Raw genomic sequence first — 22,678 nt, 5'->3', positions numbered from 1 at the left:
GGGCAAGCCCGCGAAGAGGCCGGTACAGGTTGAATCAGTGCCCCATGGCCACCTTGGCACTCATCTGCCGACGACGGTAGGCACTGTCACGCGAAGCCAGCCACCAGTACAGCGGCGAAGTGATCGCCAGCCCCACCAGCCACGACAGGTCAGCGCCGTTGATATGCTCGGAAATCGGCCCGACATACAGCGGCGTGTTCATGAACGGGATCTGCACCACGATGCCCACCGCATAGGCAATCAGCGCCTGCGGGTTGTAACGCCCGTAGATGCCACCATCGACCTGGAAGATCGACTGGATGTCGTAGTCACCCTTGTGGATGGCATAGAAGTCGATCAGGTTGATCGCCGTCCACGGCACCAGCACCACCAGCAGCACCAGCACCATGTCGACGAAGTGGCCGATGAAGTCTGCCGAGGCGAACACCGCCACCACGCAGCAGGCCGACAGCACGATCAGCGACAGCACGGCACGGCTCTTGGCGGTAGGGATCCAGCGGTAGGCGAAGGTTTGCACCAGGGTGATGATCGACAGCACCGCACCATACAGGTTGAGGGCGTTGTGGCTGATTACGCTGAGCAGGAATAGCACCAGCATGATCGGGCCGAGGGTACCGGTGGCCAGCTTGACGGCGTCCATGGTGTCCATGCCGGCCGGGATCGCCAGCACCGCCACGGCGCCGAAGATGAACGACAGGCTCGAACCCAGGGCCGAGCCCAGGTAAGTAGTCCAGAACGTCGAACTGACCTTCACGTCAGCCGGCAGGTAGCGCGAGTAGTCCGACACATAGGGCGCAAAGGCGATCTGCCACAGCGCCGCCAGCGACACGGTGGCCAGCCAGCCGGCCAGGTTGAACCCGCCGCGGGTGAGGAAGTCGTCGCTCTGCACGTGGCTGAAGATGTAGCCGAAGCCGACCACGATGCCGATACCCAGCACCCAGGTGCCGATGCGGTTGAGCACGTGGATGAAGCGGTAGCCGATGATGCCGATGATGCCCGAGCCCAGCGCACCAATGACGATGCCCACGGGTACCGGCACGGCATCGACTACACCGTGCAGCGACTTGCCGGCGAGGACGATGTTGGAGGCGAAGAAGCCGATGTACATGACCCCGGCGATCACCACCACCAGCAGCGCACCGAGCGAGCCGAACTGGGCGCGGCTCTGGATCATCTGCGGGATGCCCATCTGCGGGCCCTGGGCCGAGTGCAGCGCCATCAGTACTCCACCGACCAGATGGCCGACCAGGATGGCGACGATGCCCCATACCAGGTTCAGGTGGAACAGTTGCACTCCCAGTGCGCCGGTGACGATGGGCAGCGGCGCGATGTTGCCGCCGAACCACAGTGTGAACAGGTCCCTTACCTTTCCATGGCGGTCTTGCGGGGGCACGTAGCCGATCGTGTGTTTTTCTATGAGGGGTGCCGAATTGGCTGCACTGGTCATGACTGACTCCAAGGCAAGGTAGGGCATCGGGAGCTGCCCGGGGGCGTGCCGGCGAAGGGCGACGCGTTCTTGTTGGAGCGATGATGCGGGGCGCGGGGATAACGAGAAATTAGTAAATATGTGCCCATAAGCCTTAAAAAACCTAAGGCTGACAAAAGGTTAAGCGGGGGACGGTTGCAAGGAGGGTGCCACGGGGCGGGAGGGCTTGGGTTAGAGGGGTTTGGGCCTTGTGGAGGCGAGAAGCGGTGTGCTTTGGTGGGGCGCCGTGCGCGTTTTCAGGGCAGGTAAAAAGGTCGCCTGTACCGGCCCTTTCGCGGGTGAACCCGCTCCCACAGGTACTGGCATGACTTGATGTCAATGCGGTCGAGGTGGGAGCGGGTTTACCCGCGAAAGGGCCGGCACTGTAGGAAACACCTACATCGGCAATAACCGATCCTGAATCACCTCTTTCATCACCAGGGTCGAACTCAACCGCTTCACATTGGGAATGCTGGTCAACTGCTCGTCATACAGCTGCTGGAACGCCGGCAAATCCTTGGCCACCACATGCAGCAGATAATCCGGGTCGCCAAACAGCCGCTGCGCCTCGACGATCTGCGGGATTGCGGCCAGTGCTGCTTCAAAGTCCGCTACCGGCTGGCGGGTGACTTCGCGCAGGGTCACGAACACCAGCGCGGCAAAGTTCAGCCCCAGGGCGCTTGGCGCCAAGCGGGCGTGATAGCCAAGAATCGCGCCGGATTCCTCTAGTGCCTTCAAGCGCCGATGGCAGGGCGACAGGCTGAGGCCTACACGGTCAGCCAGCTCGGTCACCGATAGCCGACCATCTTTTTGCAGCTCGGCAAGAATTTTTCGATCAGTCCTGTCCATTGAGAAGGATCTTCCAGTCATTGAGGGCTGGTTGGGAATATACGAAAGAAAATCCCTCGACGGAATCCGTAATCTTTCGTCACCCCAAAGCAGTGGAAAAAGGAAGATTCAAGTGGCTCTCAGTGTTCTGACGGCGTTCTGGGCCGTGTCGATGCTGTTCGTGATTACCCCCGGCGCGGACTGGGCCTATGCCATTTCGGCCGGCATGCGCGGGCGCTGGGTAATGCCCGCGGTAGCGGGGATGTTGTCGGGGCATTTCCTCGCGACCCTGGTGGTGGCAGCCGGGGTCGGCAGCCTGCTGGCCGGCCACCCGCTGGCGCTGACTTTGCTGACCCTGGCGGGGTGCAGCTACCTGTTGTGGCTGGGTGGCAACCTGTTGCTGAGCCCGGCATTGCCGGCGGCCGGGCAGGATGGGGCGGGGGAGTCGGGTTCGCGCTGGGCATTGAAGGGGTTCTGCGTCAGTGGCCTGAACCCGAAAGTGTTTTTGCTGTTCCTGGCGCTGTTGCCGCAGTTCACCGACCCGCAGTCGAGCTGGCCGGTGCCGGTGCAAATCTTGCTGCTGGGCCTGGTGCACCTGTGCAGCTCGCTGGTGATCTACTCGCTGGTCGGCTATGGCGCCAAAGCCGTGCTGAGCACCCGGCCGGGGGCGGCGAAGCTGGTTGGCCGGGTCTCGGGGGTGGCGATGATCACGGTGGCCCTGGGCTTGATAGCCGGCCAAATCAGCTGAAATCACTGGCTGGCCGGCGATGAGGCCAGTACAGACGACAGACAAAGCCTCGGATAAACTCGCAGCACTTCAACGCACAACCCAGGACGTGCCCCATGCCCGAAACCACGCAACTGCTCACCTTCGCCCTCATCTGCCTCGGCATGGTTCTGACCCCAGGGCCGAACATGATCTACCTGATCTCTCGCTCGATCTGCCAGGGCCGCAAGGCCGGGCTGATTTCGCTGGGTGGAGTGGCTTTGGGCTTCGTCATCTACATGTTCTGCGCCGCGCTGGGCATCACCGCCCTGGTGATGGCTGTACCCTTTGCCTACGACGCGCTGCGCATCGGTGGCGCGCTGTACCTGTTGTACCTGGCCTGGCAGGCGCTGCGACCTGGTGGTCGTTCGCCGTTCCAGGTGCGCGACCTGCCGGCCGACAGCCCGCGGCGGCTGTTCACCATGGGCTTTGCCACCAGCCTGCTCAACCCCAAGATCGCCGTCATGTACCTGTCGCTGATGCCGCAGTTCATCGAGCCGGGGCATGGCAGCGTGCTGCTGCAGTCGCTGGTGTTGGGTTCGACGCAGATTGCCATCAGCGTTTCGGTCAATGCGCTGATCGCGATCATGGCCGGATCGATCGCCGTGTTCCTCGCTGGTCGCCCGCTGTGGCAGCAGGTTCAGCGCTGGCTGATGGGCACGGTGCTGGCGGGCCTGGCCGTGCGCATGCTGGCCGAAGGGCGGCGTTGACCGCCTAGGCTTCGGGCGGCGGTTCCTGGGGCAGGTACAAGGTGAAGGTGGTGCCCTGGCCCGGGACACTGTTCACTTGCACATCGCCCCCGGACTGCTTGGCAAAGCCGAACACCTGCGACAGCCCGAGCCCGGTGCCTTCACCCGGCGCCTTGGTGGTGAAGAACGGGTCGAAGATGCGCTCCAGCAGTTCGGCGGCAATGCCGACACCGCTGTCGCTTACCGAAATCGCTGCAAACCGGCCCGGCTGTGGCGCCTGGCCGCGCAGGGCGGGCAGGCGCTGGTCGGCCTGCAGGCGCAGCTGCAAGGTGCCTTCGCCGGCCATGGCATCGCGGCCGTTGAGCATCAGGTTGATGACCGCGGTTTCCAGCTGGTTGAGGTCGGCGCGGATATGGCAAGGCGCCTGCGGCAACTGCAGCTCGACCTGGATCCGCGCACCGGTGGCGGTGTCGAGCATGTCGGCCATGGCCTCCAGCCGTGGCCCGGCCTCGAACACTTGCGGGCTCAGGGCCTGGCGGCGGGCGAAGGCCAGCAACTGGCCGGTCAGCTTGGTACCGCGCTCGACGGTGTCGGACATGGTCTTGAGGTAGCGTTCGCGGCGCTGTGCGTCGAGGTTGGGGCGCTGCAGAAAGTGCAGCGACGAGCGAATGATGGTCAGCAGGTTGTTGAAGTCATGGGCCACGCCGCCGGTCAGCTGGCCGATGGCTTCAAGCTTCTGGGTCTGACGTAGCACGGCTTCGGTGTGCAGCAACTGGGTGGTGCGCTCGTCCACGCGCTGTTCGAGGGTGGCATTCAGCGCCTCCAGTGCAGCCATGGCCTCGCGCACTTCGGCGTGGGCCTGCACCCGCTGGATATGCGCCCAGGAGCGCTCGGTGACTTCGCTGATCAGCGCCTGTTCATAGTGGGTCCATTTCCGTGGCGTCTTGTCGTGTATGGCCATCAGCGCGGTCAATCGGCCGCTCTTGATCAGGGGCATGCAAATGGTCGCGGTAATGCCGATGGCCTGGAAGCTGGCAGCTTCCTCCGGGGGCAGCTCGCTCAGGTTGTCCTGGATGACCAACGGCAGGCCACTGCGCAGTCGGCCGAGCGCCAGCTTGCCGAAATCCTGCAGCTGGTAGCGGCCCAGCAGATGCGGCGAGCCGGGCGCCACGGCGTCACCGCAGATGGTGAAGCCATCTTCGTCGGGGTCCATCACCGCATAGCCGCAACTCGACAGTTGCAGGTGCTCGACCAGCATGCGCGTGGTAATGGCGAGGATCTGGTCCGGGTCGGTGGCGTCGGCCACGGCACGGCCCAGGTCGTCGAGGAAGTTCAGGCGCTGGTTGGCGAGCACGCTGGCGGTGGTTTCGGTGACCGTGTCGAGCATGCCCAGCACCTTACCGTCATGGTCGCGGATGGGGCTGTAGCAGAAGGTGAAATAGGCCCGTTCGGGGCTGCCGTTGCGGTCGATGATGAGCGGGAAGTCTTCGATGTATACCGCCTCGCCGGCCAAGGCGCGGTTGGCCATGTGGCCGATGTCGGCCCAGGCTTCCTGCCAAACGGCGCGGAAGGGGATGCCCAGGGCTGAGGGCTTTTGCCCGAGAATCTGCGAGAACGCGTCGTTGTGCAGGGTGAGCAGGTCGGGGCCCCAAAGCACGGCTTGTGGGAAGCGCGAGGCCAGGCACAGGGCCAGGCTGGTCTTGAGCGGGTCGGGCCACTGCTGCAGCGGGCCCAGCGGGGTGGCGGCCCAATCGTGATTGCGGATGCGTTCGGCCATCAGCCCGCCGCCGTCTAGCCATTTTGCCATGTGCTCTGCTGGTCCTTTTGCATAAGGCCTTTAGGGTGCACCGAGAATGGACACTTGGCGAGGGTTTTGTGTTATGTGTACCGGCCTCTTCGCGGGCTTGCCCGCTCCCACAGGGATAGCACATTGCTCAAGCTTTGGTGGGAGCGGGCAGGCCCGCGAAGAGGCCGGTACAGGCTAGCGAATGAAGTGCACCTTGCCAGTGTCGTCATTGCCCATGTAGATGCCATAAACCCCGGCCTGCCGCTCGAGGATGTAGCGCTCGAGAATTTGCCGGATTGCCGGGTAATAGATTTCGTCCCACGGGATCTCGTCCGGCTCGAAGAACTTGTACGCCAGCGTTTCCGCCCCGTACTGCCCGGTTTCCTCGGTGGCGATGGCGCGGAAGATGATGTAGACCTCGCTGATCTTCGGCACGCTGAAGATCGAGTATGGCGAGACGATTTCGGCGCGTACGCCGCTTTCTTCCCAGACCTCGCGCAGGGCCGCCTGCTCGGTGGTCTCGCCGGCCTCCATGAACCCGGCCGGCAAGGTCCAGGTGCCGGGGCGCGGCGGGATGGCGCGCTGGCACAGCAGGTACTTGCCATCACGCTCGATGATGCAGCCGGCGATGATCTTCGGGTTGACGTAGTGGATATAGCCGCAACCGGTGCAGTGCAGGCGTTCGTGGGTGTCGCCTGTGGGAACGCCCCGGGCCAGTTCCCTGGTGCAGTGCGGGCAGTAGCGCGGGGCGGTGGGCATGATCAGTGGCCTATGGGTGGCTTATATGCGTGGATCCTTCAGGGCCAGGGGCTCGACCATGTCGCGCACCTTGACGTTGTCATCCTGCTTCTGGCGCAGGTAGTCCAGGGCCACCTTGGCGGCGGCGCGGACATGGTCGACCGAGGCCTGGTGGGCCACCAGCGGGTCGCCACTCTTGATTGCCTCGACGATCTTTTCCATTTCGCGATTACTGGCGCCGCGGCGGTTCTCCTGCGACACCGAGGTAGCGCGCAGGTAGCTGATGCGCGCCTGCAACTGGCGCAGTTGCTGGGCCGCCACCTGGTTGCCGGAGCCTTCCAGCAGCACATCGTAGAAACCTTGTACCGAATCCAGCACCTGTTGCAGCTCGCCTTCTTCGAGGGCTTCGCGGTTAACCTCCAGCGCACGCTCCAGGGCACGGATGTCCTTGGCCTTGGCGTTGAGGGTGAACAGTTGCACGATCAGGCCTTCGAGCACGCAGCGCAGCTCGTAGATGTCGCGGGCGTCTTCCAGGGTGATGATGGCCACGCGCGGGCCCTTGGCGTCGGCGAATTCCACCAGACCTTCGGATTCCAGATGGCGCAGGGCTTCACGCACCGAGGTGCGGCTGACGCCGAGGCGGTCGCAGAGGTCGCGCTCGACCAGGCGGTCGCCTGGCAGCAGGTGGAAGTTCATGATCGCGGCGCGCAGCTTGTCGAGCACGATTTCGCGCAGGGTAACGGGGTTGCGGTTGACCTTGAAGCTGTCGTCGAGTGGCTGGCGTTTCATCAAGTGCGCTCTTAAAGAGGCTGCCCGGCCGCAACCGCAACAGCACCACGAACCTGGGGTGCTCCTTGCGTGGGTTCGAACAGCCCGGTGTTAACGGGTTGACTCCGCATCGGCTTCAGCGAACGCTTCGCGGGCCAGGCGGAAGCTGTCCACCGCCGCGGGCACGCCGCAATAAATGCCGACCTGGAGCAGGATCTCGCGAATCTGTTCACGGCTCAGGCCATTACGCAAGGCGCCGCGAATGTGCAGCTTGAGCTCGTGGGGCCGGTTGAGCGCGGAAATCATGGCCAAGTTTATCATGCTGCGCTCTTTGAGCGACAAGCCTTCGCGGCCCCAGACATGGCCCCAGCAGTATTCGGTGACCAGCTCCTGCAACGGTCTGGTGAAGTCGTCGGCGTTCTGGATCGAGCGCTTGACGTAGTCCTCGCCCAGCACCTGGGTACGGATCTGCAGGCCTTTTTCGTACTTTTCATTGCTCATGTGCAGTACTCCGGAATGTAACAGGGTCATCGGTGTCGGGTTCTTCGCGGGCTTGCCCGCTCCCACAGGTACTGCACAGGTTTCAGCACCTATGCGATCCCTGTGGGAGCGGGCGAGTCCGCGAAGAAGCCAATGAGGTCTATCAGCCCAGCGGGGGCAGGGCGCCCAGCTTGCCTTTGTGGTAAACCATCGGGGTTACCGGCTCGGCCGGCAGCACCAGGTTCTTCACCGCACCGACGATGATCGCGTGGTCACCGCCGTCGTACTCGCGCCACAGTTCGCACTCGATGATCGCCGTGGCCTTGGCCAGCAGCGGGTTGCCCAGCTCGCTCAGGTGCCAGTCGATGCCTTTGGCCTTGTCCTTGCCCTTGCCGGCGAAGGCATAGGCCTCGGCGGTCTGGTCGGCGGACAGCAGGTGAATCGCGAACTGCTTGCTGTCACGCAGGATCGGGTAGGTGTCGGAGGCGTAGTTGGGGCAGAACAGCACCAGCGCCGGGTCGATCGACAGCGCGCTGAACGCGCTGGCGGTGATGCCGACGATGCCACCGTCGGCGTCGAGGGTGGTGACCACCGTGACGCCGGACGGGAAGGAACCCATCACGTCTTTGTAGATGCCTGGTTCGATCATGGGCGCAATCTCCTAGCGCATGACAAAGGGATCGGGCATAGGCGCGGTGGACAGGTTGATCCACACCGTCTTCAGCTCGGTATAGGCCAGCACCGAATCGATGCCGCTTTCACGGCCGTAGCCGCTGTTCTTGAAGCCACCGATCGGCGCCATGGCCGACACGGCGCGGTAGGTGTTGACCCAGATGATCCCCGAGCGCACGTCGCGGGCCAGGCGGTGGGCGCGGCCCAGGTCGCGGGTCCAGATGCCGGCGGCCAGGCCGAACTGCGAGTCGTTGGCGATGGCCAGGGCCTCTTCTTCGGTCTTGAAGCGGATTACCGCGGCAACCGGGCCGAACACCTCTTCTTGCATGATGGTCATCGAGTTGCTGTCGCACTCGAACAGGGTCGGCTCGTAGAACCAGCCGTCACCCTCGACCTCGGCACGCTTGCCACCCATGTGCAGCTTGGCGCCTTCGGCCTGGGCCGCGGCCACCAGGCCTTCGACGACGGCCAGCTGTTGCGCGGTTGCCATAGGGCCCATTTCGCTGGCGTCGTCCTGCGGGTTGCCGATGCGGATGCGCTTGGCGCGGGCGATCAGGCGCTCGACGAACGTGTCGAAGATCTCGTCCTGCACCAGCAGGCGCGAGCCCGCCACGCAGCTTTGCCCGGACGCGGCATAGATGCCCGCCACGGCGCCGTTGATGGCGCTGTCCAGGTCGGCGTCGGCGAAGATGATGTTCGGCGACTTGCCGCCCAGCTCCAGTGAAAGCTTGGCGAAGTTCTCGGCGCTGCTGCGTACCACGTGGCGGGCGGTGGCGGCGCCGCCGGTGAAGGCGATCTTGCGCACCAGCGGGTGGCGGGTGAGCGCCGCGCCGGTGCTGGGGCCGTAGCCGGTGACCACGTTGACCACACCGGCCGGGAAGCCGGCCTCGAGGGCCAGGCGGGCCAGCTCGAGGATGGTCGCCGAGGCGTGCTCGGACGGCTTGAGCACGATGGTGTTGCCGGCGGCCAGGGCCGGGGCCAGCTTGATTGCCGTGAGGTACAACGGGCTGTTCCACGGGATGATCCCGGCCACCACGCCGATCGGCTCGTGCACCGTGTAGGCGAACAGGTCGGGCTTGTCCAGCGGCAGGGTGCCGCCTTCAAGCTTGTCGGCAAGGCCCGCCGTGTAATGGAAGAACTCCGGCAGGTAGCCGACCTGGCCGCGGGTTTCGCGGATCAGCTTACCGTTGTCACGGCTTTCCAGCTGGGCCAGGTGTTCCTTGTTTTCAGCAATCAGGTCACCCAGGCGACGCAGCAGCTTGCCGCGCGCGGTGGCGGTGATGCTGCGCCATTCCTTGCTGTCGAAGGCACGCTGGGCGGCCTGCACGGCCAGTTCCACATCGGCTTCGTCGGCGTCGGGTAGTTGCGCCCAGGCCTGGGCGGTGGCCGGGTTGAGGCTGTCGAAGGTCTTGCCGCTCTGGGCATCGCGCCATTGGCCGTCGATGCACATCTGGAAACGAACGAGGGTCATGCAACAATCCCCTTGGCGGATTCGGTGAGGGTGCGGCCTTGCGCGAGGAAGTCCAGCAGCATCTTGTTGACTTCACGCGGTGCTTCCACCGGCATCATATGCCGTTGCTCGGCAAGGACCACGCTGTGCGCGCCAGGAATGCTGGCGGCGAGCTGGCGGGTCATGGCCGGGGTGGAGCCCGAGTCGAGTTCGCCGGTGGCGATCAGCGTCGGCACCTGGATGCTGCCCAGGTCGGCAGCGCGGTACATGTCCTGGGTGGCGAACAGCGAATAGGTGGTGTGGTAGCCCTGCGGGTCGTTGCTCGCCAGCACCTGGCGAATGGCGGCGACCTGCGCCGGGTTGGCAGCCTTGTATTCACGGCTGAACCAGCGGTCGAGCGCGGCGTCGACGTTGGCGTCGGGGCCCAGTTGCGCAGCCTGGGCGGCGCGGGCGATAACGCCGGCACTCTGCTCGGGGGTGCGGTTGAACACGCTGTTGAGCACTACCAGTGCAGCCAGGCGCTGCGGGTAATTGAGGGCGAACGCCCGGGCGACCAGGCCGCCCATGGAGAAGCCGATCACGGTGGCTTGGGCGATCTGCAGGTGGTCGAGTAGTTCTGCGAGCTGGGCGGCATAGCCTTCCAGGCCGATGTCGGCGGCCGGCAGCGCGCTTTGGCCGTGGCCGAGCATGTCGTAGGCGATGACGCGGTAGTCGTTGGCCAGGCCAACGAACTGACCGCCCCACATTTCCTTGTTCAGGCCCACGCCGTGGATCAGTACCACGGGTTGGCCCTGGCCGACGGACAGGTAGCTGGTGCCGGCGGGGGTGCGTTCAGCGACAGGCTGAATCATGGAGGGCGCTCCTTGAAGGTCGGGCGCGGCGGGTAAGCACGCCACGCCCCGGCCCGTCTTGGTTGTTGTTATTGAGCGTTGGCTTTTTCGGCAGCCAGTTCTTCCAGGTCGATGTAGCGGTTGCCGATGCGCGGGTGCAGGCGGCCGCCGTCGGAGGCGCCCAGGACCACGACGATTTCATCGGCGCGCGGGGCGTCTTCGATCTGCATTTCCAGGGTGATGTAGTGCGAACGCAGGCCTTCGTCGTCCTTCTGCATCATCGGGATCTGGATCGAGGTGCCCGGGCCGCCGCGCTTGTTGGTGAAGCTCAGGTAGCTCTTGGCCTGTACCGCTTCGCGGTAGTGGTTGCCGAAGCGCAGGGTGTGGATCACCGCCGAGGCGTGTTCGATTTCGCCGTCGGCGCCGACGACTGCGGCCTTGCCGTAGGCTTCGATCTTGTCGGCGCCGCCGATGGCAGCCGTCAGGCGCTCGACCATCAGGGCACCCAGGTCCGAGCAGTTGGCGCGGATTTCCGGCTTCAGATCTTCAACGAAACCGCGACCGGCCCATGGGTTCTTGATCACCACGGCCAGGCCGACCATGGTCACCGGCTTGTCGGTGGCCTTGCCGCCTTCGATGCGGGTCTCTTCGGAGTAGGTGACGATCTTGCGGATTTCGAAACTCATGGATGGCTCCTGGTGAGGGTTATCAGCTCTTGTTGTCTGATGGTATACCATAATATTTGTTGTGCAAGAGGTGGCTGGAAATTTCTCTTGCGAGGGGACGAAAGGTGGCCTGATGCCTTGATTCCTGTGGCTTCTGTACTGGCCTTTTCGCGGGCTTGCCCGCTCCTACAGGTACTGCACAGGCCATGAAAGCTGTGCGGTCCCTGTGGGAGCGGGCAAGCCCGCGAAGAGGCCCGTGCAGGCTTCAAAAAAAAGCCCGCTCACGCGGGCCGCTGGGGCCCACGTGAGCGGGCGCGTCCCGCAATGTTTCAGGCAATGGGAATTCAGGCGAACGCCGGCACCACTTCCTTGATGAACAGCTCCAGCGATTTCTTCTTCTCGGCGTGGGGCAGGCTGTTGTCGCACCAGAAACTGAACTCGTCGACGCCGAGCTCCTGGTAGTACTTGATACGCGCGATGATTTCTTCCGGGGTGCCGATCATGGTGTTCTTGCGGATGTTCTCCAGCTCGAACGCCGGCACTTCGGCGAACTTCGACTCCGGGCTTGGCTCGAGGAAGCCGTTGACCGGGGTGGTCTTGTTGCCGAACCAGGCATCGAAGGTGCGGTAGAAACGCGAGATGGCCTGGGCGCCGACTTTCCAGCCTTCCGGCTCGGCCGGGCTGTGCACGTGGGTGTGGCGCAGCACCATCAGTTGCGGGCGCGGCACGCCCGGGTTGTTGTCCAGGGCGGCCTGGAACTTGTTCTTCAGGTCCAGCACTTCCTCGTCACCCTTCATCAACGGGGTGACCATGACGTTGCAGCCGTTGGCCACGGCGAAGTTGTGCGAGTCCGGGTCGCGGGCGGCGATCCACATCGGCGGTACGGCGTTGTAAGGTTTCGGCACGCTGGTGGAGGTGGGGAACTTGTACACTTCGCCGTCATGGGCGTAGTCGCCTTCCCACAGCTTGCGCACCACCGGCACCATTTCGCGCAGGGCCTTGCCGCCGTCGGTGGCCGGCATGCCACCTGCCATGCGGTCGAATTCGAACTGGTAAGCGCCACGGGCCAGGCCCACTTCCATGCGGCCCTTGCTGATCACGTCGAGCAGGGCGCATTCGCCGGCCACGCGGATCGGGTTCCAGAACGGCGCGATGATGGTGCCAGCGCCCAGGCGGATCTTGTCGGTGCGCGCAGCCAGATAGGCCAGCAGCGGCATCGGGCTTGGCGAAATGGTGTATTCCATGGCGTGGTGTTCGCCAATCCACACGGTGCTGAAACCGCCGTTCTCGGCCATCAGGGTCAGTTCGGTCAGGTCTTCGAACAGCTGGCGGTGGCTGACCTGTTCATCCCAACGTTCCATGTGCACGAACAACGAAAATTTCATGGGGCTTTCCTCAACGCTTGAAAGGGGCTGGCGCCTGGCAGGGTTGGCACCAGCGGTCTCGATTCAGAACAGGCTTCAGGCAAAGGCCGGCAGGCTGGCCATCTTGCCGCGGCAGTACACCATCGGCCGTGGCGCCTCCTCAGGGACGATCAGGTTGTGCACCTTGCCGACCATGATGGCGTGGTCGCCACCTTCATATTCGCGCCACAATTCGCATTCGATGACAGCGGTGGCACCGGCCAGGATCGGGTTGCCCAGTTCGCTCAGGGACCACTCGATGCCGCTGGCCTTGTCCTTGCCCTTCTTGGCGAAGGCATAGGCCTCGGCCTGCTGTTCACCGGACAGCAGGTGAATGGCGAAGCGCTTCTGCTTGATCAGCACGGGGTAGGAGTCGGAGGTGTAGTTGGGGCAGAACAACACCAGCGGCGGGTCCATCGACAGGGAGGAGAAGGCGCTGGCGGTCAGGCCGACGACCGAGCCGTCGTCGTCCAGGGTGGTGATGACGGTAACGCCGGACGGGAAGGAGCCCAGGACGTGCTTGTAGACGGTTGCGTCGATCATCTGGTGTACCTCTGAAGGGCTGCGGTGGTCCGCGTTTTTTATCGTTGATGTGTCTGATGGTATACCGTAATACCTATTTTGCAAGCGGAATTTTCAAGCCCCGGGGTTACGCGATGAACGGCTCAAAGCCACGTATACCGTGGGCTTGAGCGGTAAGGCGGTTTACCGCAGGGGTTGCGCAAGCGGATCAGTGGGCGTTTTTTCCAGCGGATCAGTGTTGTCAAAAGTTTGGAATACCATAATATGGTCCGCAGCTTAGAGGCCGCCCAGATGCGGTTTCCTTACAAAGATAAAAACGACCTTTCGAGCTGAATCCTATGTCCCAACCGTCGTCGCAACACCAGTTTGTCGAGAATCACACGGTCGATTACGTTCCACCTGCCGAGCGCCACGGGAAGGCGCGCGACCTGTTCACCCTCTGGTTCAGTACCAACATCGCGCCACTGCCCATCGTCACCGGCGCCATGGTGGTCCAGGTGTTCCACCTGAACCTGTTGTGGGGCCTGGTCGCCATCGTGCTGGGCCATCTGGTCGGGGGCGTGGTCATCGCCCTTGCCTCTGCGCAGGGACCGCAGCTGGGCATTCCACAGATGGTGCAAAGCCGTGGCCAGTTCGGCCGCTACGGCGCCTTGCTGATCGTGTTCTTCACCGCGCTGATTTATGTCGGCTTCTTCATTTCCAACATCGTCCTGGCAGGCAAGACCATCCATGGCATCACCCCGAGCGTGCCGATGCCGGGCGCGATCGTCATCGGTGCGCTGAGCGCCACCGCCATTGGCGTGATCGGCTACCGCTTCATCCACATCCTCAATCGCATCGGTACCTGGGTGATGGGGTCGGCGCTGCTGGCCGGCTTCATCATGATGTTCGCCCAGGAGCTGCCAGCCGACTTCTTCAGCCGTGGCGCGTTCAACCTGTCGGGCTTCATCGCCACCGTTTCGCTGGGTACCATCTGGCAGATCAGCTTCTCGCCGTACACCTCCGACTACTCGCGCTACCTGCCGCGTGAAGTGGGTATTGCCAAGCCGTTCTGGGCCACCTACTTCGGCGCGACCGTGGGCACCATCCTGTGCTTCAGCTTTGGTGCGGTGGCGGTGCTGTGCGTACCGGAAGGCACCGATGCGATGGATGCGGTCAAGCAGGCCACAGGCTGGCTGGGCCCGATCCTGATGGTGCTGTTCCTGCTCAACATCATCAGCCACAACGCCCTCAACCTGTATGGCGCGGTGCTGTCGATCGTCACCGCGATCCAGACCTTCGTCGCCGAGTGGACGCCGAGCATCAAGGTGCGGGTGGCGCTGGCTTCGGTGATTCTGGTGGGCTGCGGCATGGTGGCGCTGAATGCCTCGGCGGACTTCATCGGCCAGTTCATCGGCCTGATCCTGGCGCTGCTGCTGGTGCTGGTGCCGTGGGCGTCGATCAACCTGATCGACTTCTACCTGATCAAGAAGGGCCAGTACGACATCGCCTCGATCTTCAGTGCCGACGGCGGCATTTATGGCCGCTTCAACCACCACGCGATCGTTGCCTATGCCTGCGGCATCCTGGTGCAGTTGCCGTTTGCCAATACGTCGCTGTATGTGGGGCCGTATTCCAATATCGTCGAAGGGGCTGATTTGTCGTGGCTGTTCGGCTTGCTGGTGACGGTGCCGCTGTATTACTGCCTGGCGACCCGGGGCACGGCTGCCGGGAAGGCGGGGCGGGTTGTGAGTGTCAGTGACTGATAGAAAACTGCTGCACTCATTGGGGCCGCTTTGCGGCCCTTCGCGGGCGCGCCCGCTCCCACAGGTTTCGCTTTGCCCTTGCAGGCGTCACGCATCCTGTGGGAGCGGGCGTGCCCGCGAAGGGCCACAAAGTGGCCCCGGCAGTTCAGAGACCATTGCGTCAAGCGATGGCGATCGACGGGTCGGCAGCGGCCAGGGCCAGGGTGCGATCAGCCGCTGGCGGATAGATCCACACCGAGTTGATCTGTCGCTTGAGGTCTTTGCCCTCCTGGCCATGCAGTTTCAGTTCGCGCTCCCAACCCTCGCTGTACGCCGCGCCCCATTCGCCCAGATCCAGGCAGGTGACGTACTTGGGCTGGCGATACACTACCGGTTGCAGGCCGAGCAGGTCGGCTGCGGCGTTGTTGCCGGAGTGGCGGCCCATGGGGATGGCATGCTGGCAGGTCATCAGGGCGTGATTGCCCATCTCGTCCACCGCGGCCCAGGCGGTGTCGCCCGTGGCGTACACATGGTCCTGGCCCAGCACCTTCAGGTGGCTGTCCACTTTTAGTCGGCCGAAGTTGTCGCGTTCGCCGGAAACCTGTGCGGTCAATGGGCTGGCCTTCACGCCAACGGTCCATATCACGGTGTTGCTGGCGATATGGTCGCCGTTGTCCAGGGTAACGCCACCGGCATCGACGGCCACCACCGAGGCCCCGGCTTTCCACTCGACCCCGGCCTGTTCGCAGGCGGCGACGATCGACGGCGTGATACCCGCGCCCAGTGCTGCGCCAATTTGCGCACCGCGGTCGACCACCACCACCCGCAACGCCGCACTGGCACCGAGGATGGCCCGCAGACGGGCAGGCATTTCCGTAGCGGTTTCAATACCTGTGAAGCCACCGCCACAGACCACCACGGTGTTGCGTGCAGGCGAAGCGGGCAGGGCGGCCAGGCCGACCAGGTGCTGCTCCAGGCGCATGGCCGATTCCATCTGGTCGACATCGAATGCATGTTCGGCCAGGCCAGGTACCGCCGGGCGTGCGACCTGGCTGCCGGCAGCGAGGATCAGGCGGTCGTAGGCGATTCGTTGCCGGAGCCCCTGGGCGTCGGTGTAGCTGACACTGCGCCCTTCGGTATCGATGTTGTCGGCGCTGCCCGGGATGAAGTGAATGCCCACGGCTTCGAACAGCTCGCCCAGCGGGGCCTTCATGCCGTGCACGTCGGCCTCGTAGAAGCGCGGGCGGATGCGCAGTTCTGGCTGTGGAGCGAGGACGCTGATGCTGACGTCGGCGCGCTGGACCTGGTCGAGCAGGCGCGCAGCGCTCAGGGCGCTCCAGACACCGGCAAAGCCGGCACCGATGATGAGGATGTTCGATTTCATGAAGGTGCTCCGCAAGGTTCGAAGGGGGCTTCGAGGGCGGGTTGTGTGCCTCTCGAATAACTACGACTTTATTGGTCGTAGTTTGTGCGTGCAAGTCTTTTTTGCAGGGGGGCGACACTGCGCACCGCCGTTTGCTGGCCGGAATAGCCGTATTTTCTGGGATAGATGGATAAAACTGGCCGACCGGCGGCAGCTGCGCGCTTTGCGGTGCAGGTACTACGGGCGTATCATTTGCGACAAGATTGGTCGGAGATAGATATGTCGCTCTACAGTGCTGGCGTCGAATACGGTATCCATTGCCTGCTGTTCCTGGTGGACGAGCGGGGCGACTCGCGCGAGTCCAGCGTGCGCGACCTGGCAGAATTGCAGGGTGTGCCGCAGGAGTACCTGGCCAAGGTTTTCACCAAGCTGGCCCGTGCCGGGCTGGTGGCTGCCACCGAAGGCGTACGTGGTGGCTTCCGGCTGGCGCGGCCGTCGGATGAAATCACCGTACTGGATATCGTCAATGCCATCGACGGGCCGAAGAAGATCTTCGACTGCCGCGAAGTTCGCGAGCGTTGTAGCCTGTTCGAGGGGGCGCCACCGGGTTGGGCGACCGAGGGCACCTGCGCGATCCATGCGGTGATGTTGGGGGCGCAGAAGCGCATGGAAGAGGCCCTGGCGCAGCAGACCATCCTTGATCTGGCGCGGCGGTTCGGGCACAAGGCACCGGCCGAGTTCGGGCAGAAGGTCAGTGCCTGGATGGGTGAGCGGCGGGAGGGTAAGGGGGCAGGGGATATTCCGGTCAGTCAGGTCTGAATCGGTTGCCCGCTCCCACAGGAATCGCACAATTGCTGAAATCTGTGGGGTACCTGTGGGAGCGGGCGAGCCCGCGAAGAGACCGGTACAGAAATAACGCGTTCAGCGCCCATCATGCTGCCGCCGATACGCCCCCGGCTGCACCCCCACCGCCTTGGCAAACGCCCGGGTAAACGCCGCCACCGACTGATACCCCACCTGCGCCCCCACCTGCTCCACGGTATTCCCCGCCCGCAGCAACTGGCTGGCATGACGCATGCGCAAAGCCAGCAGTACTTGCCCTGGCGACTGTCCGGCCAGTTCGTTGAAGCGCTTGAAAAATGCCGACCGCGACAACCCGGTGCAGGCAGCCATGCTTTCCAGCGTCCACGCTTGCCCCGGCTGCTCGATCAACTGCTCCAGCAACCCGGCAAACGCCGGTTGGCGGGCGAGGGCGACCAGCCCGCCCAGCGATTGCCCGGCATGCACCTGCTGGCGCAGTACATACAGGAACAGCAAGTGCGTCAGCCGCTCCAGCAACGCCTGCGACGGCCCGGCGGCGCGCCGGCATTCCTCCAGGATCAGCTCGAACAACGACCGCGCCGCATGCCCGGCCGGTTCATCGGCGCGTAGCAATATCCAGTCGGCCAGGCCGTCGACGATCAGCGCCGACAAGCCCGGCTTGAAGTGGAAGAAACCACACACCAGCCCCACGCCATCGACCGCCTCGGTGTCCATGGCCTGCATACGCTGGCGCGGCTGGGCGCAGGCACTGGCTGGGTCCTGGTCGCTGGCCAGGCGATAGCCGAGGTCGCGCAGCAGGAACACCGCATCGCCGGCCTCCAGGCGCAGTGCCTCGGGCTGGCCGTCGATGTGCAACCAGCAATGCCCCTGCACCACCAGGTGGAAGCTGGCCCGGCCCATGCCCTGGGTGCTGGCGTGCCAGCCGCCGCAGTAGCGGCCCACATGGAACAGGCTGGCATCGAGCTCCAGGCCCTCTAATAACCAATCGACAAGGTGGCTGGACGAAATCATCTAATGCAAAGACTCAAGAGCAAGGAAAGGCGACTGATGAATATGGAGGGTAGTTCTTATAACCAACAGACTGTAGTGACACCCATCAAAGGAGACCACTCCATGTCCTCGCGCATTACTTTACACACGCTGCAGAGTGCCCCGGAAGCGGCCCGTCCGTTCCTCGAGAACGCGCAGAAGAACTCCGGCTTCATCCCCAACCTGCTGGGCGTGCTGGCCAATGCCCCGGCGGCACTGGAAACCTACGTGACCGTTTCGGCACTCAACGGCAAATCCGAACTGAGCCTGGCCGAGCGTGAAGTGGTGCAACTGATTGCCGCCACCCAGCATGGCTGCGACTTCTGCGTGGCCGGCCACACGGCCGTGGCCCTGAACAAGGCCAAGCTGCCGCAGGAGGTGGTCGATGCCCTGCGTGCCCGTGGCGAGCTGCCGGATGCCCGTTTTGAAACCCTGGCCGCGTTCGCCCGCGAAGTGATCGCCACCCGTGGCAATGTCAGCGAGGCCACTTACCAGGCCTTCCGCGTGGCCGGCTTCAGTGAAGGTAACGCGCTGGAGGTGATTCTGGGCGTGAGCCTCGCAACCCTGTGCAACTTTGCTAATGTGTTCGCCCAGACGCCGCTCAATGACGAGCTGGGCAAGTACCGCTGGCAACGTTCTGCATAGCTCGTATGTGATAGCGGCCATGATGCGGTCGTTGCAGGAGCGGCCTCGTGCCGCGAACGGGCCGCAAAGCGGCCCCGGCGTCCCCAAAGGAGCAAGACCATGCAAGATTGTGCATTTCGACACTGGCTGGATGCCAATGCCGAGGCCATTGACCGGGGCCAGTGCGAGCCGCAATTGGTGCTGGCGCAAATCGCCGAATCGCAGCTGCTGCGCATCGGTGTCGACCCGGCCCAGGGCGGTACGGGCGGGCAGGTGAGCGACGCGGTCGAGGCCATCGCCGCAATCGCCAGCCGCTCGCTGGCAGCGGCCTTCGTCTGCTGGGGCCAGCGCGCCTTCATCGAATACCTGTTGCACAGCCCCAACCAGCCTCTGCGCGAGCGCCTGCTGCCGCGCCTGCTGACTGGCGAACTGGCCGGCGCCACCGGGCTGTCCAACGCCATGAAGTTCCTGTCCGGCATCGAAGCCCTGCAGGTGCGCGGCCGCCCGGCAGATGATGGCTGGCACCTGGAAGGTCGCCTGCACTGGGTGACCAACCTGCGCAAAAGCGGCTTCGTGGTGGCTGCGGCCATCGAAGACGAAGGCGGTGGCGCCCCGTTCGTGCTGGCCATTCCGTCCGACGTACAAGGCCTGGAGCGCTCCGACGACCTGCAACTGATGGGTCTGCAGTCGAGCAATACCGCGGCACTGGCCTTCCACCAGGTGCAATTGCAGCGTGGCTGGTTACTGCACGAAAATGCCCGCGAGTTCCTGCCCCGGGTACGCCCGGCGTTCCTGGCGCTGCAATGCGGCATGGCCATTGGCCTGGCGCGGCGGGCGCTGGCGGAAGTGCAGGCACACCTGCATGGCCGTGCCTCATTCCTCGACGAAGCACGCCAGGTGCTCAGCGAGCGCCTGGAAAACACCGTGAGCGAGCTCAAGCAGGGGCTGCTCGATGGCCGCTTCCAGCAGCAACCGGCAGCCTTGTTCAAGCTGCGCATCACCCTGGCCGAAAGCGCTGCCGACGCCGTGCAGCTGGAGTTGCAGGCCAGTGGTGGCAAGGCCTACCTCAGCGAGTACGGTGAAGGCTTTGCCCGCCGCTGGCGCGAGTCGGCCTTCGTGCCGATCGTCACGCCCAGCCTGGTGCAACTGCGCGCCGAACTGCAACGCCAGGCGGGCGCGGCATGAGCCCAGTGTTGCTCGAAGCCCGCGACATTAGCCTGGGCTACCTGCGCGAGGGTGGCTGGCAGGCGGTGCTGGCGCAGTTCGACCTGCAGCTGGCACCGGGCGAAGTGGTGACCATCCTCGGCCCCAGCGGGGTCGGCAAGTCCAGCCTGTTGAGGGTGCTGGCCGGCCTGCAGCAGCCCCGCAGTGGCAGCGTGACCCTGCACGGCCAGCCGCTGCAGGGCCCGCACCCACGCCTGGCGGTGGCCTTCCAGGACCCGAGCCTGTTGCCCTGGTTGAGCCTGGAGAAGAACGTCGCCTTCGGCCTGGACTTCGCCCGCCAGCCCAAACTGGCCGCTGCCGACCGGCGCGCCCGCATCGACCACGCGATTGCCGCTGTCGGCCTGGCCCATGCCCGCGGCCAGTACCCGGCGCAGTTGTCCGGCGGCATGGCCCAGCGCACCGCGCTGGCCCGCTGCCTGGCCCGCCAGCCCGAAGTGTTGCTGCTCGACGAGCCGTTCGGCGCGCTGGATGAAGTGACCCGGGCCGACATGCAGCAACTGCTGCTGCAACTGATCGCCACCCATAACACGGCGGCGGTGCTGATCACTCACGATATCGACGAAGCCCTGCTGCTGTCCGACCGGGTCCTGCTACTGGGCAACCACCCAGCGCACACCCTCGGCCAGTGGCACATCGACCTGCCGCAACCACGGACGCAGCGGGTCGAGGAACTGGGCGCCTTGCGCATCGAAATCCTCAAAACCCTTCGGCAGGCAAGCCGCACACTCGAACCCACCCCAACCCCGTTGCCCTCGGAGGCTGTCCATGTGCATGGATGACTGCTGTTCCTCTTCTTCGCGTCGCGATTTCCTCAAGCTTGGCGCCATGCTCACGGCTGCCGGTGCATTGCCGTTGCTGTCGAGCCTGCAGGCCCGTGCCGCCGCCGAGCCGGACGCACCGGTGCGCATTGGCTACCTGCCGATCACCGACGCCACGCCGCTGCTGGTGGCGCACAACAACGGCCTGTTCGAGGCCGAAGGCATCAAGGCCGAGCGCCCGGTGCTGCTGCGTAGCTGGGCGCAGGTGATCGAGGCGTTCATCTCCGGCCAGGTCAACGTCATCCACCTGCTGTCGCCAATGACCGTGTGGGCCCGCTACGGCAGCAAGGTGCCGGCCAAGGTGGTGGCCTGGAACCACGTGGGCGGTTCAGGGCTGACCGTGGCCCCGGACATCAGCGATATGAAACAGCTGGGCGGCAAGACCGTGGCCATCCCGTTCTGGTATTCCATCCATAACGTGGTGCTGCAGCAGATGCTCAACGACAACGGCCTGACCCCGGTGTCGAGGCCGGCCAATGCGCCACTGGCCGGCAACGAAGTCAACCTGTTGGTGTTGCCGCCATCCGACATGCCGCCGGCGCTGGCCAGCAAGCGCATCGCTGGCTATATCGTCGCCGAGCCATTCAACGCCCTGGCCGAGAACCTCAAGGTCGGCCGCGTGCAGCGCTTTACCGGCGATGTGTGGCGCAACCACGCCTGCTGCGTGGTGTTCATGCACGAGCACGACCTGAACAACCGCCCGGAGTGGTCGCAGAAGGTGGTCAACGCCATCGTCAAGGCCCAGCACTGGACCCGCGATCACCGCGCCGAGGCCGCCGCGTTGTTGTCCAAGGCCGGCCCCAACAAGTACACCCCGCATGAGCCCGCAGTGCTGAGCAAAGTGCTGGCCCCGGCTGCCGAGGACCGTGCCGGCTATATTGCCAGTGGCGCCATTCGCCACCAGCAGTGGGACGAAAAACGCATCGATTTCCAGCCTTACCCGTTCCCCAGCTACACGGAAGAACTGGTCAAGCGCCTGAAAACCACCCTGATCGAGGGTGACCACGCGTTCCTGGCCGGTCTGGACGCGGCGCAGACCGCCCGCGACCTGGTCGACGACCGCTTCGTGCGCAACGCCATCGCCACTGTTGGCGGCCCGTCGGTGTTCGGCATTGCCGACAACTTCGAGCGTAGCGAGGAGTTCGCGGTCTGATGCGCACGCATGTCGTTCATGCTGGTCTGGGTCTGGCCGGGTTGCTGGGGTTGTTGCTGGTGTGGTGGGCCGGTGTTGCGCTGTTCGGCCAGGCCGATGGCCTGGCGGCGCGCTTTTCGCCGGCGGCGACCCTGGCCAGCCTGGTCGAGTTGCTGGGGCAGGGTGAGGTCTACGGGCATACCTGGGTCAGCCTCAAGCGTATCCTGGTCGGGCTGCTGCTGGCGCTGCTGATTGGCGTGCCGCTGGGTTTGCTGGTGGGCAGCTACCGGCACCTGGAGGCGGCGACCACGCCGGCGTTCCAGTTCCTGCGCATGATCTCGCCGCTGTCGTGGATGCCGGTGGTGGTGATGCTGATGGGCGTGGGGGACCAGCCTATCTACTTCCTGCTGGCGTTTGCCGCGTTGTGGCCGATCTTGCTGAACACGGCGGCCGGGGTAAGGCAGCTGGACCCGCGCTGGTTGCAGTTGAGCCGCAGTTTGAGTGCCACACGCCGGGAGACCTTGTGCAAGGTGATCGTGCCCGGGGTGATCGGCCATGTGCTGACCGGCGTGCGCCTGGCTATCGGCATTCTGTGGATCGTGCTGGTGCCGTGCGAAATGCTCGGGGTGAGTGCCGGGCTGGGGTACTTCATTCTCGATACCCGCGACCGGCTGGCGTATTCCGAGCTGATGGCGATGGTGCTGCTGATCGGGGTGCTGGGGTTTGTGCTCGATGCCTTTGCGCGTGGGTTGCATCGGCGTTGGGTGCACGGCTGACCGGCCAGTGGGGTTTGTTCGCGGGCTTGCCCGCTCCTACAGGGATACCACAAGGCCAAAGGGGGGCGGGATACCTGTGGGAGTGGGCAAGCCCGCGAACAGGC

General features: G+C 64.4%; 23 protein-coding genes. 9 read left to right on the top strand and 14 right to left on the bottom strand.

Going from position 1 to position 22,678, the window contains the following annotated elements:
- Window positions 1–34: 34 nt before the first annotated feature.
- The gene (locus tag A4C63_RS16845; RefSeq protein WP_063913672.1) at window positions 35–1,447 is read right to left on the bottom strand and encodes a cytosine permease; all 1,413 of its coding nucleotides are present in this window, start codon (window positions 1,445–1,447) and stop codon (window positions 35–37) included.
- Window positions 1,448–1,861: 414 nt separating this feature from the next.
- Window positions 1,862–2,314 (bottom strand): Lrp/AsnC family transcriptional regulator, encoded by a 453-nt coding sequence (locus A4C63_RS16840; protein ID WP_063913671.1) that lies wholly within the window; start codon window positions 2,312–2,314, stop codon window positions 1,862–1,864.
- A 112-nt stretch (window positions 2,315–2,426) separates the two neighbouring features.
- Here A4C63_RS16840 and A4C63_RS16835 point away from each other — a divergent pair, with 112 nt between their 5' ends.
- Both A4C63_RS16835 and A4C63_RS16830 read left to right on the top strand, forming a co-directional pair.
- Window positions 2,427–3,041 (top strand): LysE family translocator, encoded by a 615-nt coding sequence (locus tag A4C63_RS16835; protein WP_063913670.1) that lies wholly within the window; start codon window positions 2,427–2,429, stop codon window positions 3,039–3,041.
- A 95-nt stretch (window positions 3,042–3,136) separates the two neighbouring features.
- Window positions 3,137–3,769 carry a LysE family translocator gene (locus tag A4C63_RS16830; RefSeq protein WP_023660833.1) on the top strand — a complete coding sequence of 211 codons (633 nt, stop codon included), beginning with the start codon at window positions 3,137–3,139 and terminating at the stop codon, window positions 3,767–3,769.
- Between the two features lie 4 nt (window positions 3,770–3,773).
- Here A4C63_RS16830 and A4C63_RS16825 read toward each other — a convergent pair whose 3' ends face one another.
- From A4C63_RS16825 to A4C63_RS16780, 10 genes are all read right to left on the bottom strand, one after another.
- Window positions 3,774–5,555 carry an ATP-binding protein gene (locus A4C63_RS16825; RefSeq protein WP_063913669.1) on the bottom strand — a complete coding sequence of 594 codons (1,782 nt, stop codon included), beginning with the start codon at window positions 5,553–5,555 and terminating at the stop codon, window positions 3,774–3,776.
- Between the two features lie 174 nt (window positions 5,556–5,729).
- Window positions 5,730–6,293 carry an NUDIX hydrolase gene (locus tag A4C63_RS16820; RefSeq protein ID WP_063913668.1) on the bottom strand — a complete coding sequence of 188 codons (564 nt, stop codon included), beginning with the start codon at window positions 6,291–6,293 and terminating at the stop codon, window positions 5,730–5,732.
- Window positions 6,294–6,314: 21 nt separating this feature from the next.
- Window positions 6,315–7,061: a GntR family transcriptional regulator gene (locus tag A4C63_RS16815; protein ID WP_063913667.1), complete on the bottom strand. Its 747-nt coding sequence runs from the start codon at window positions 7,059–7,061 to the stop codon at window positions 6,315–6,317.
- A gap of 90 nt (window positions 7,062–7,151) precedes the next feature.
- The gene (locus tag A4C63_RS16810) at window positions 7,152–7,541 is read right to left on the bottom strand and encodes a carboxymuconolactone decarboxylase family protein (RefSeq protein WP_063913666.1); all 390 of its coding nucleotides are present in this window, start codon (window positions 7,539–7,541) and stop codon (window positions 7,152–7,154) included.
- A 142-nt stretch (window positions 7,542–7,683) separates the two neighbouring features.
- Window positions 7,684–8,169: a flavin reductase family protein gene (locus A4C63_RS16805; RefSeq protein WP_003258675.1), complete on the bottom strand. Its 486-nt coding sequence runs from the start codon at window positions 8,167–8,169 to the stop codon at window positions 7,684–7,686.
- A gap of 12 nt (window positions 8,170–8,181) precedes the next feature.
- Window positions 8,182–9,663, bottom strand: a complete 1,482-nt coding sequence (locus A4C63_RS16800) for an aldehyde dehydrogenase (RefSeq protein ID WP_063913665.1) — start codon at window positions 9,661–9,663, stop codon at window positions 8,182–8,184.
- On the bottom strand, window positions 9,660–10,493 hold the full coding sequence (locus A4C63_RS16795) for an alpha/beta fold hydrolase (protein ID WP_063913664.1): 834 nt from the start codon (window positions 10,491–10,493) through the stop codon (window positions 9,660–9,662). The genes A4C63_RS16800 and A4C63_RS16795 overlap by 4 nt, the downstream gene beginning before the upstream one ends.
- Window positions 10,494–10,561: 68 nt before the next feature.
- Entirely contained in the window at window positions 10,562–11,158 is a 597-nt protein-coding gene (locus A4C63_RS16790; RefSeq protein ID WP_003258678.1) for an amino acid synthesis family protein, read from the bottom strand.
- Window positions 11,159–11,481: 323 nt separating this feature from the next.
- A complete protein-coding gene (locus A4C63_RS16785) occupies window positions 11,482–12,522 on the bottom strand; it encodes an LLM class flavin-dependent oxidoreductase (protein WP_013973027.1) in 1,041 nt (346 codons plus the stop codon).
- Between the two features lie 75 nt (window positions 12,523–12,597).
- On the bottom strand, window positions 12,598–13,083 hold the full coding sequence (locus tag A4C63_RS16780) for a flavin reductase family protein (RefSeq protein ID WP_063913663.1): 486 nt from the start codon (window positions 13,081–13,083) through the stop codon (window positions 12,598–12,600).
- Between the two features lie 317 nt (window positions 13,084–13,400).
- Here A4C63_RS16780 and A4C63_RS16775 point away from each other — a divergent pair, with 317 nt between their 5' ends.
- A complete protein-coding gene (locus A4C63_RS16775) occupies window positions 13,401–14,807 on the top strand; it encodes a cytosine permease (protein WP_063913662.1) in 1,407 nt (468 codons plus the stop codon).
- Between the two features lie 160 nt (window positions 14,808–14,967).
- Here A4C63_RS16775 and A4C63_RS16770 read toward each other — a convergent pair whose 3' ends face one another.
- Window positions 14,968–16,170, bottom strand: a complete 1,203-nt coding sequence (locus tag A4C63_RS16770; RefSeq protein WP_063913661.1) for an NAD(P)/FAD-dependent oxidoreductase — start codon at window positions 16,168–16,170, stop codon at window positions 14,968–14,970.
- Window positions 16,171–16,428: 258 nt separating this feature from the next.
- On the opposite strand from A4C63_RS16770, the gene A4C63_RS16765 reads away from it, so the two are divergent.
- A complete protein-coding gene (locus tag A4C63_RS16765; RefSeq protein ID WP_063913660.1) occupies window positions 16,429–16,968 on the top strand; it encodes an Rrf2 family transcriptional regulator in 540 nt (179 codons plus the stop codon).
- 102 nt (window positions 16,969–17,070) lie between these two features.
- Here A4C63_RS16765 and A4C63_RS16760 read toward each other — a convergent pair whose 3' ends face one another.
- Window positions 17,071–17,982: an AraC family transcriptional regulator gene (locus A4C63_RS16760; protein WP_063913659.1), complete on the bottom strand. Its 912-nt coding sequence runs from the start codon at window positions 17,980–17,982 to the stop codon at window positions 17,071–17,073.
- 102 nt (window positions 17,983–18,084) lie between these two features.
- On the opposite strand from A4C63_RS16760, the gene A4C63_RS16755 reads away from it, so the two are divergent.
- The 5 genes from A4C63_RS16755 to A4C63_RS16735 all read left to right on the top strand — a co-directional run bounded on the left by A4C63_RS16755 (window position 18,085) and on the right by A4C63_RS16735 (window position 22,574).
- Window positions 18,085–18,645, top strand: a complete 561-nt coding sequence (locus A4C63_RS16755) for a carboxymuconolactone decarboxylase family protein (protein ID WP_063913658.1) — start codon at window positions 18,085–18,087, stop codon at window positions 18,643–18,645.
- Window positions 18,646–18,744: 99 nt separating this feature from the next.
- Window positions 18,745–19,809: an acyl-CoA dehydrogenase family protein gene (locus A4C63_RS16750; RefSeq protein ID WP_063913657.1), complete on the top strand. Its 1,065-nt coding sequence runs from the start codon at window positions 18,745–18,747 to the stop codon at window positions 19,807–19,809.
- The gene (locus A4C63_RS16745) at window positions 19,806–20,627 is read left to right on the top strand and encodes an ABC transporter ATP-binding protein (RefSeq protein WP_063913656.1); all 822 of its coding nucleotides are present in this window, start codon (window positions 19,806–19,808) and stop codon (window positions 20,625–20,627) included. The genes A4C63_RS16750 and A4C63_RS16745 overlap by 4 nt, the downstream gene beginning before the upstream one ends.
- Window positions 20,614–21,819: an ABC transporter substrate-binding protein gene (locus A4C63_RS16740; RefSeq protein ID WP_063913655.1), complete on the top strand. Its 1,206-nt coding sequence runs from the start codon at window positions 20,614–20,616 to the stop codon at window positions 21,817–21,819. Before A4C63_RS16745 ends, A4C63_RS16740 begins: the two co-directional genes overlap by 14 nt.
- Entirely contained in the window at window positions 21,819–22,574 is a 756-nt protein-coding gene (locus A4C63_RS16735) for an ABC transporter permease (protein WP_063913654.1), read from the top strand. Before A4C63_RS16740 ends, A4C63_RS16735 begins: the two co-directional genes overlap by 1 nt.
- The last annotated feature ends 104 nt before the right edge of the window (window positions 22,575–22,678 follow it).

Origin of the sequence: Pseudomonas sp. p21, assembly GCF_001642705.1 — a bacterium.
GTDB lineage: Bacteria > Pseudomonadota > Gammaproteobacteria > Pseudomonadales > Pseudomonadaceae > Aquipseudomonas.
This window is presented reverse-complemented; position numbering and strand designations above follow the sequence as displayed.

Bases quoted from the DNA above. Each gene is read 5' to 3' on its own strand.
- A4C63_RS16845 (WP_063913672.1), bottom strand. From the start codon at position 1,447: ATGACCAGTGCAGCCAATTCGGCACCCCTCATAGAAAAACACACGATC.
- A4C63_RS16825 (WP_063913669.1), bottom strand. From the start codon at position 5,555: ATGGCAAAATGGCTAGACGGCGGCGGGCTGATGGCCGAACGCATCCGC.
- A4C63_RS16770 (WP_063913661.1), bottom strand. From the start codon at position 16,170: ATGAAATCGAACATCCTCATCATCGGTGCCGGCTTTGCCGGTGTCTGG.
- A4C63_RS16780 (WP_063913663.1), bottom strand. From the start codon at position 13,083: ATGATCGACGCAACCGTCTACAAGCACGTCCTGGGCTCCTTCCCGTCC.
- A4C63_RS16820 (WP_063913668.1), bottom strand. From the start codon at position 6,293: ATGCCCACCGCCCCGCGCTACTGCCCGCACTGCACCAGGGAACTGGCC.
- A4C63_RS16740 (WP_063913655.1), top strand. From the start codon at position 20,614: ATGTGCATGGATGACTGCTGTTCCTCTTCTTCGCGTCGCGATTTCCTC.
- A4C63_RS16760 (WP_063913659.1), bottom strand. From the start codon at position 17,982: ATGATTTCGTCCAGCCACCTTGTCGATTGGTTATTAGAGGGCCTGGAG.
- A4C63_RS16840 (WP_063913671.1), bottom strand. From the start codon at position 2,314: ATGGACAGGACTGATCGAAAAATTCTTGCCGAGCTGCAAAAAGATGGT.
- A4C63_RS16805 (WP_003258675.1), bottom strand. From the start codon at position 8,169: ATGATCGAACCAGGCATCTACAAAGACGTGATGGGTTCCTTCCCGTCC.
- A4C63_RS16775 (WP_063913662.1), top strand. From the start codon at position 13,401: ATGTCCCAACCGTCGTCGCAACACCAGTTTGTCGAGAATCACACGGTC.
- A4C63_RS16785 (WP_013973027.1), bottom strand. From the start codon at position 12,522: ATGAAATTTTCGTTGTTCGTGCACATGGAACGTTGGGATGAACAGGTC.
- A4C63_RS16765 (WP_063913660.1), top strand. From the start codon at position 16,429: ATGTCGCTCTACAGTGCTGGCGTCGAATACGGTATCCATTGCCTGCTG.
- A4C63_RS16830 (WP_023660833.1), top strand. From the start codon at position 3,137: ATGCCCGAAACCACGCAACTGCTCACCTTCGCCCTCATCTGCCTCGGC.
- A4C63_RS16810 (WP_063913666.1), bottom strand. From the start codon at position 7,541: ATGAGCAATGAAAAGTACGAAAAAGGCCTGCAGATCCGTACCCAGGTG.
- A4C63_RS16755 (WP_063913658.1), top strand. From the start codon at position 18,085: ATGTCCTCGCGCATTACTTTACACACGCTGCAGAGTGCCCCGGAAGCG.
- A4C63_RS16745 (WP_063913656.1), top strand. From the start codon at position 19,806: ATGAGCCCAGTGTTGCTCGAAGCCCGCGACATTAGCCTGGGCTACCTG.
- A4C63_RS16800 (WP_063913665.1), bottom strand. From the start codon at position 9,663: ATGACCCTCGTTCGTTTCCAGATGTGCATCGACGGCCAATGGCGCGAT.
- A4C63_RS16795 (WP_063913664.1), bottom strand. From the start codon at position 10,493: ATGATTCAGCCTGTCGCTGAACGCACCCCCGCCGGCACCAGCTACCTG.
- A4C63_RS16790 (WP_003258678.1), bottom strand. From the start codon at position 11,158: ATGAGTTTCGAAATCCGCAAGATCGTCACCTACTCCGAAGAGACCCGC.
- A4C63_RS16815 (WP_063913667.1), bottom strand. From the start codon at position 7,061: ATGAAACGCCAGCCACTCGACGACAGCTTCAAGGTCAACCGCAACCCC.
- A4C63_RS16750 (WP_063913657.1), top strand. From the start codon at position 18,745: ATGCAAGATTGTGCATTTCGACACTGGCTGGATGCCAATGCCGAGGCC.
- A4C63_RS16735 (WP_063913654.1), top strand. From the start codon at position 21,819: ATGCGCACGCATGTCGTTCATGCTGGTCTGGGTCTGGCCGGGTTGCTG.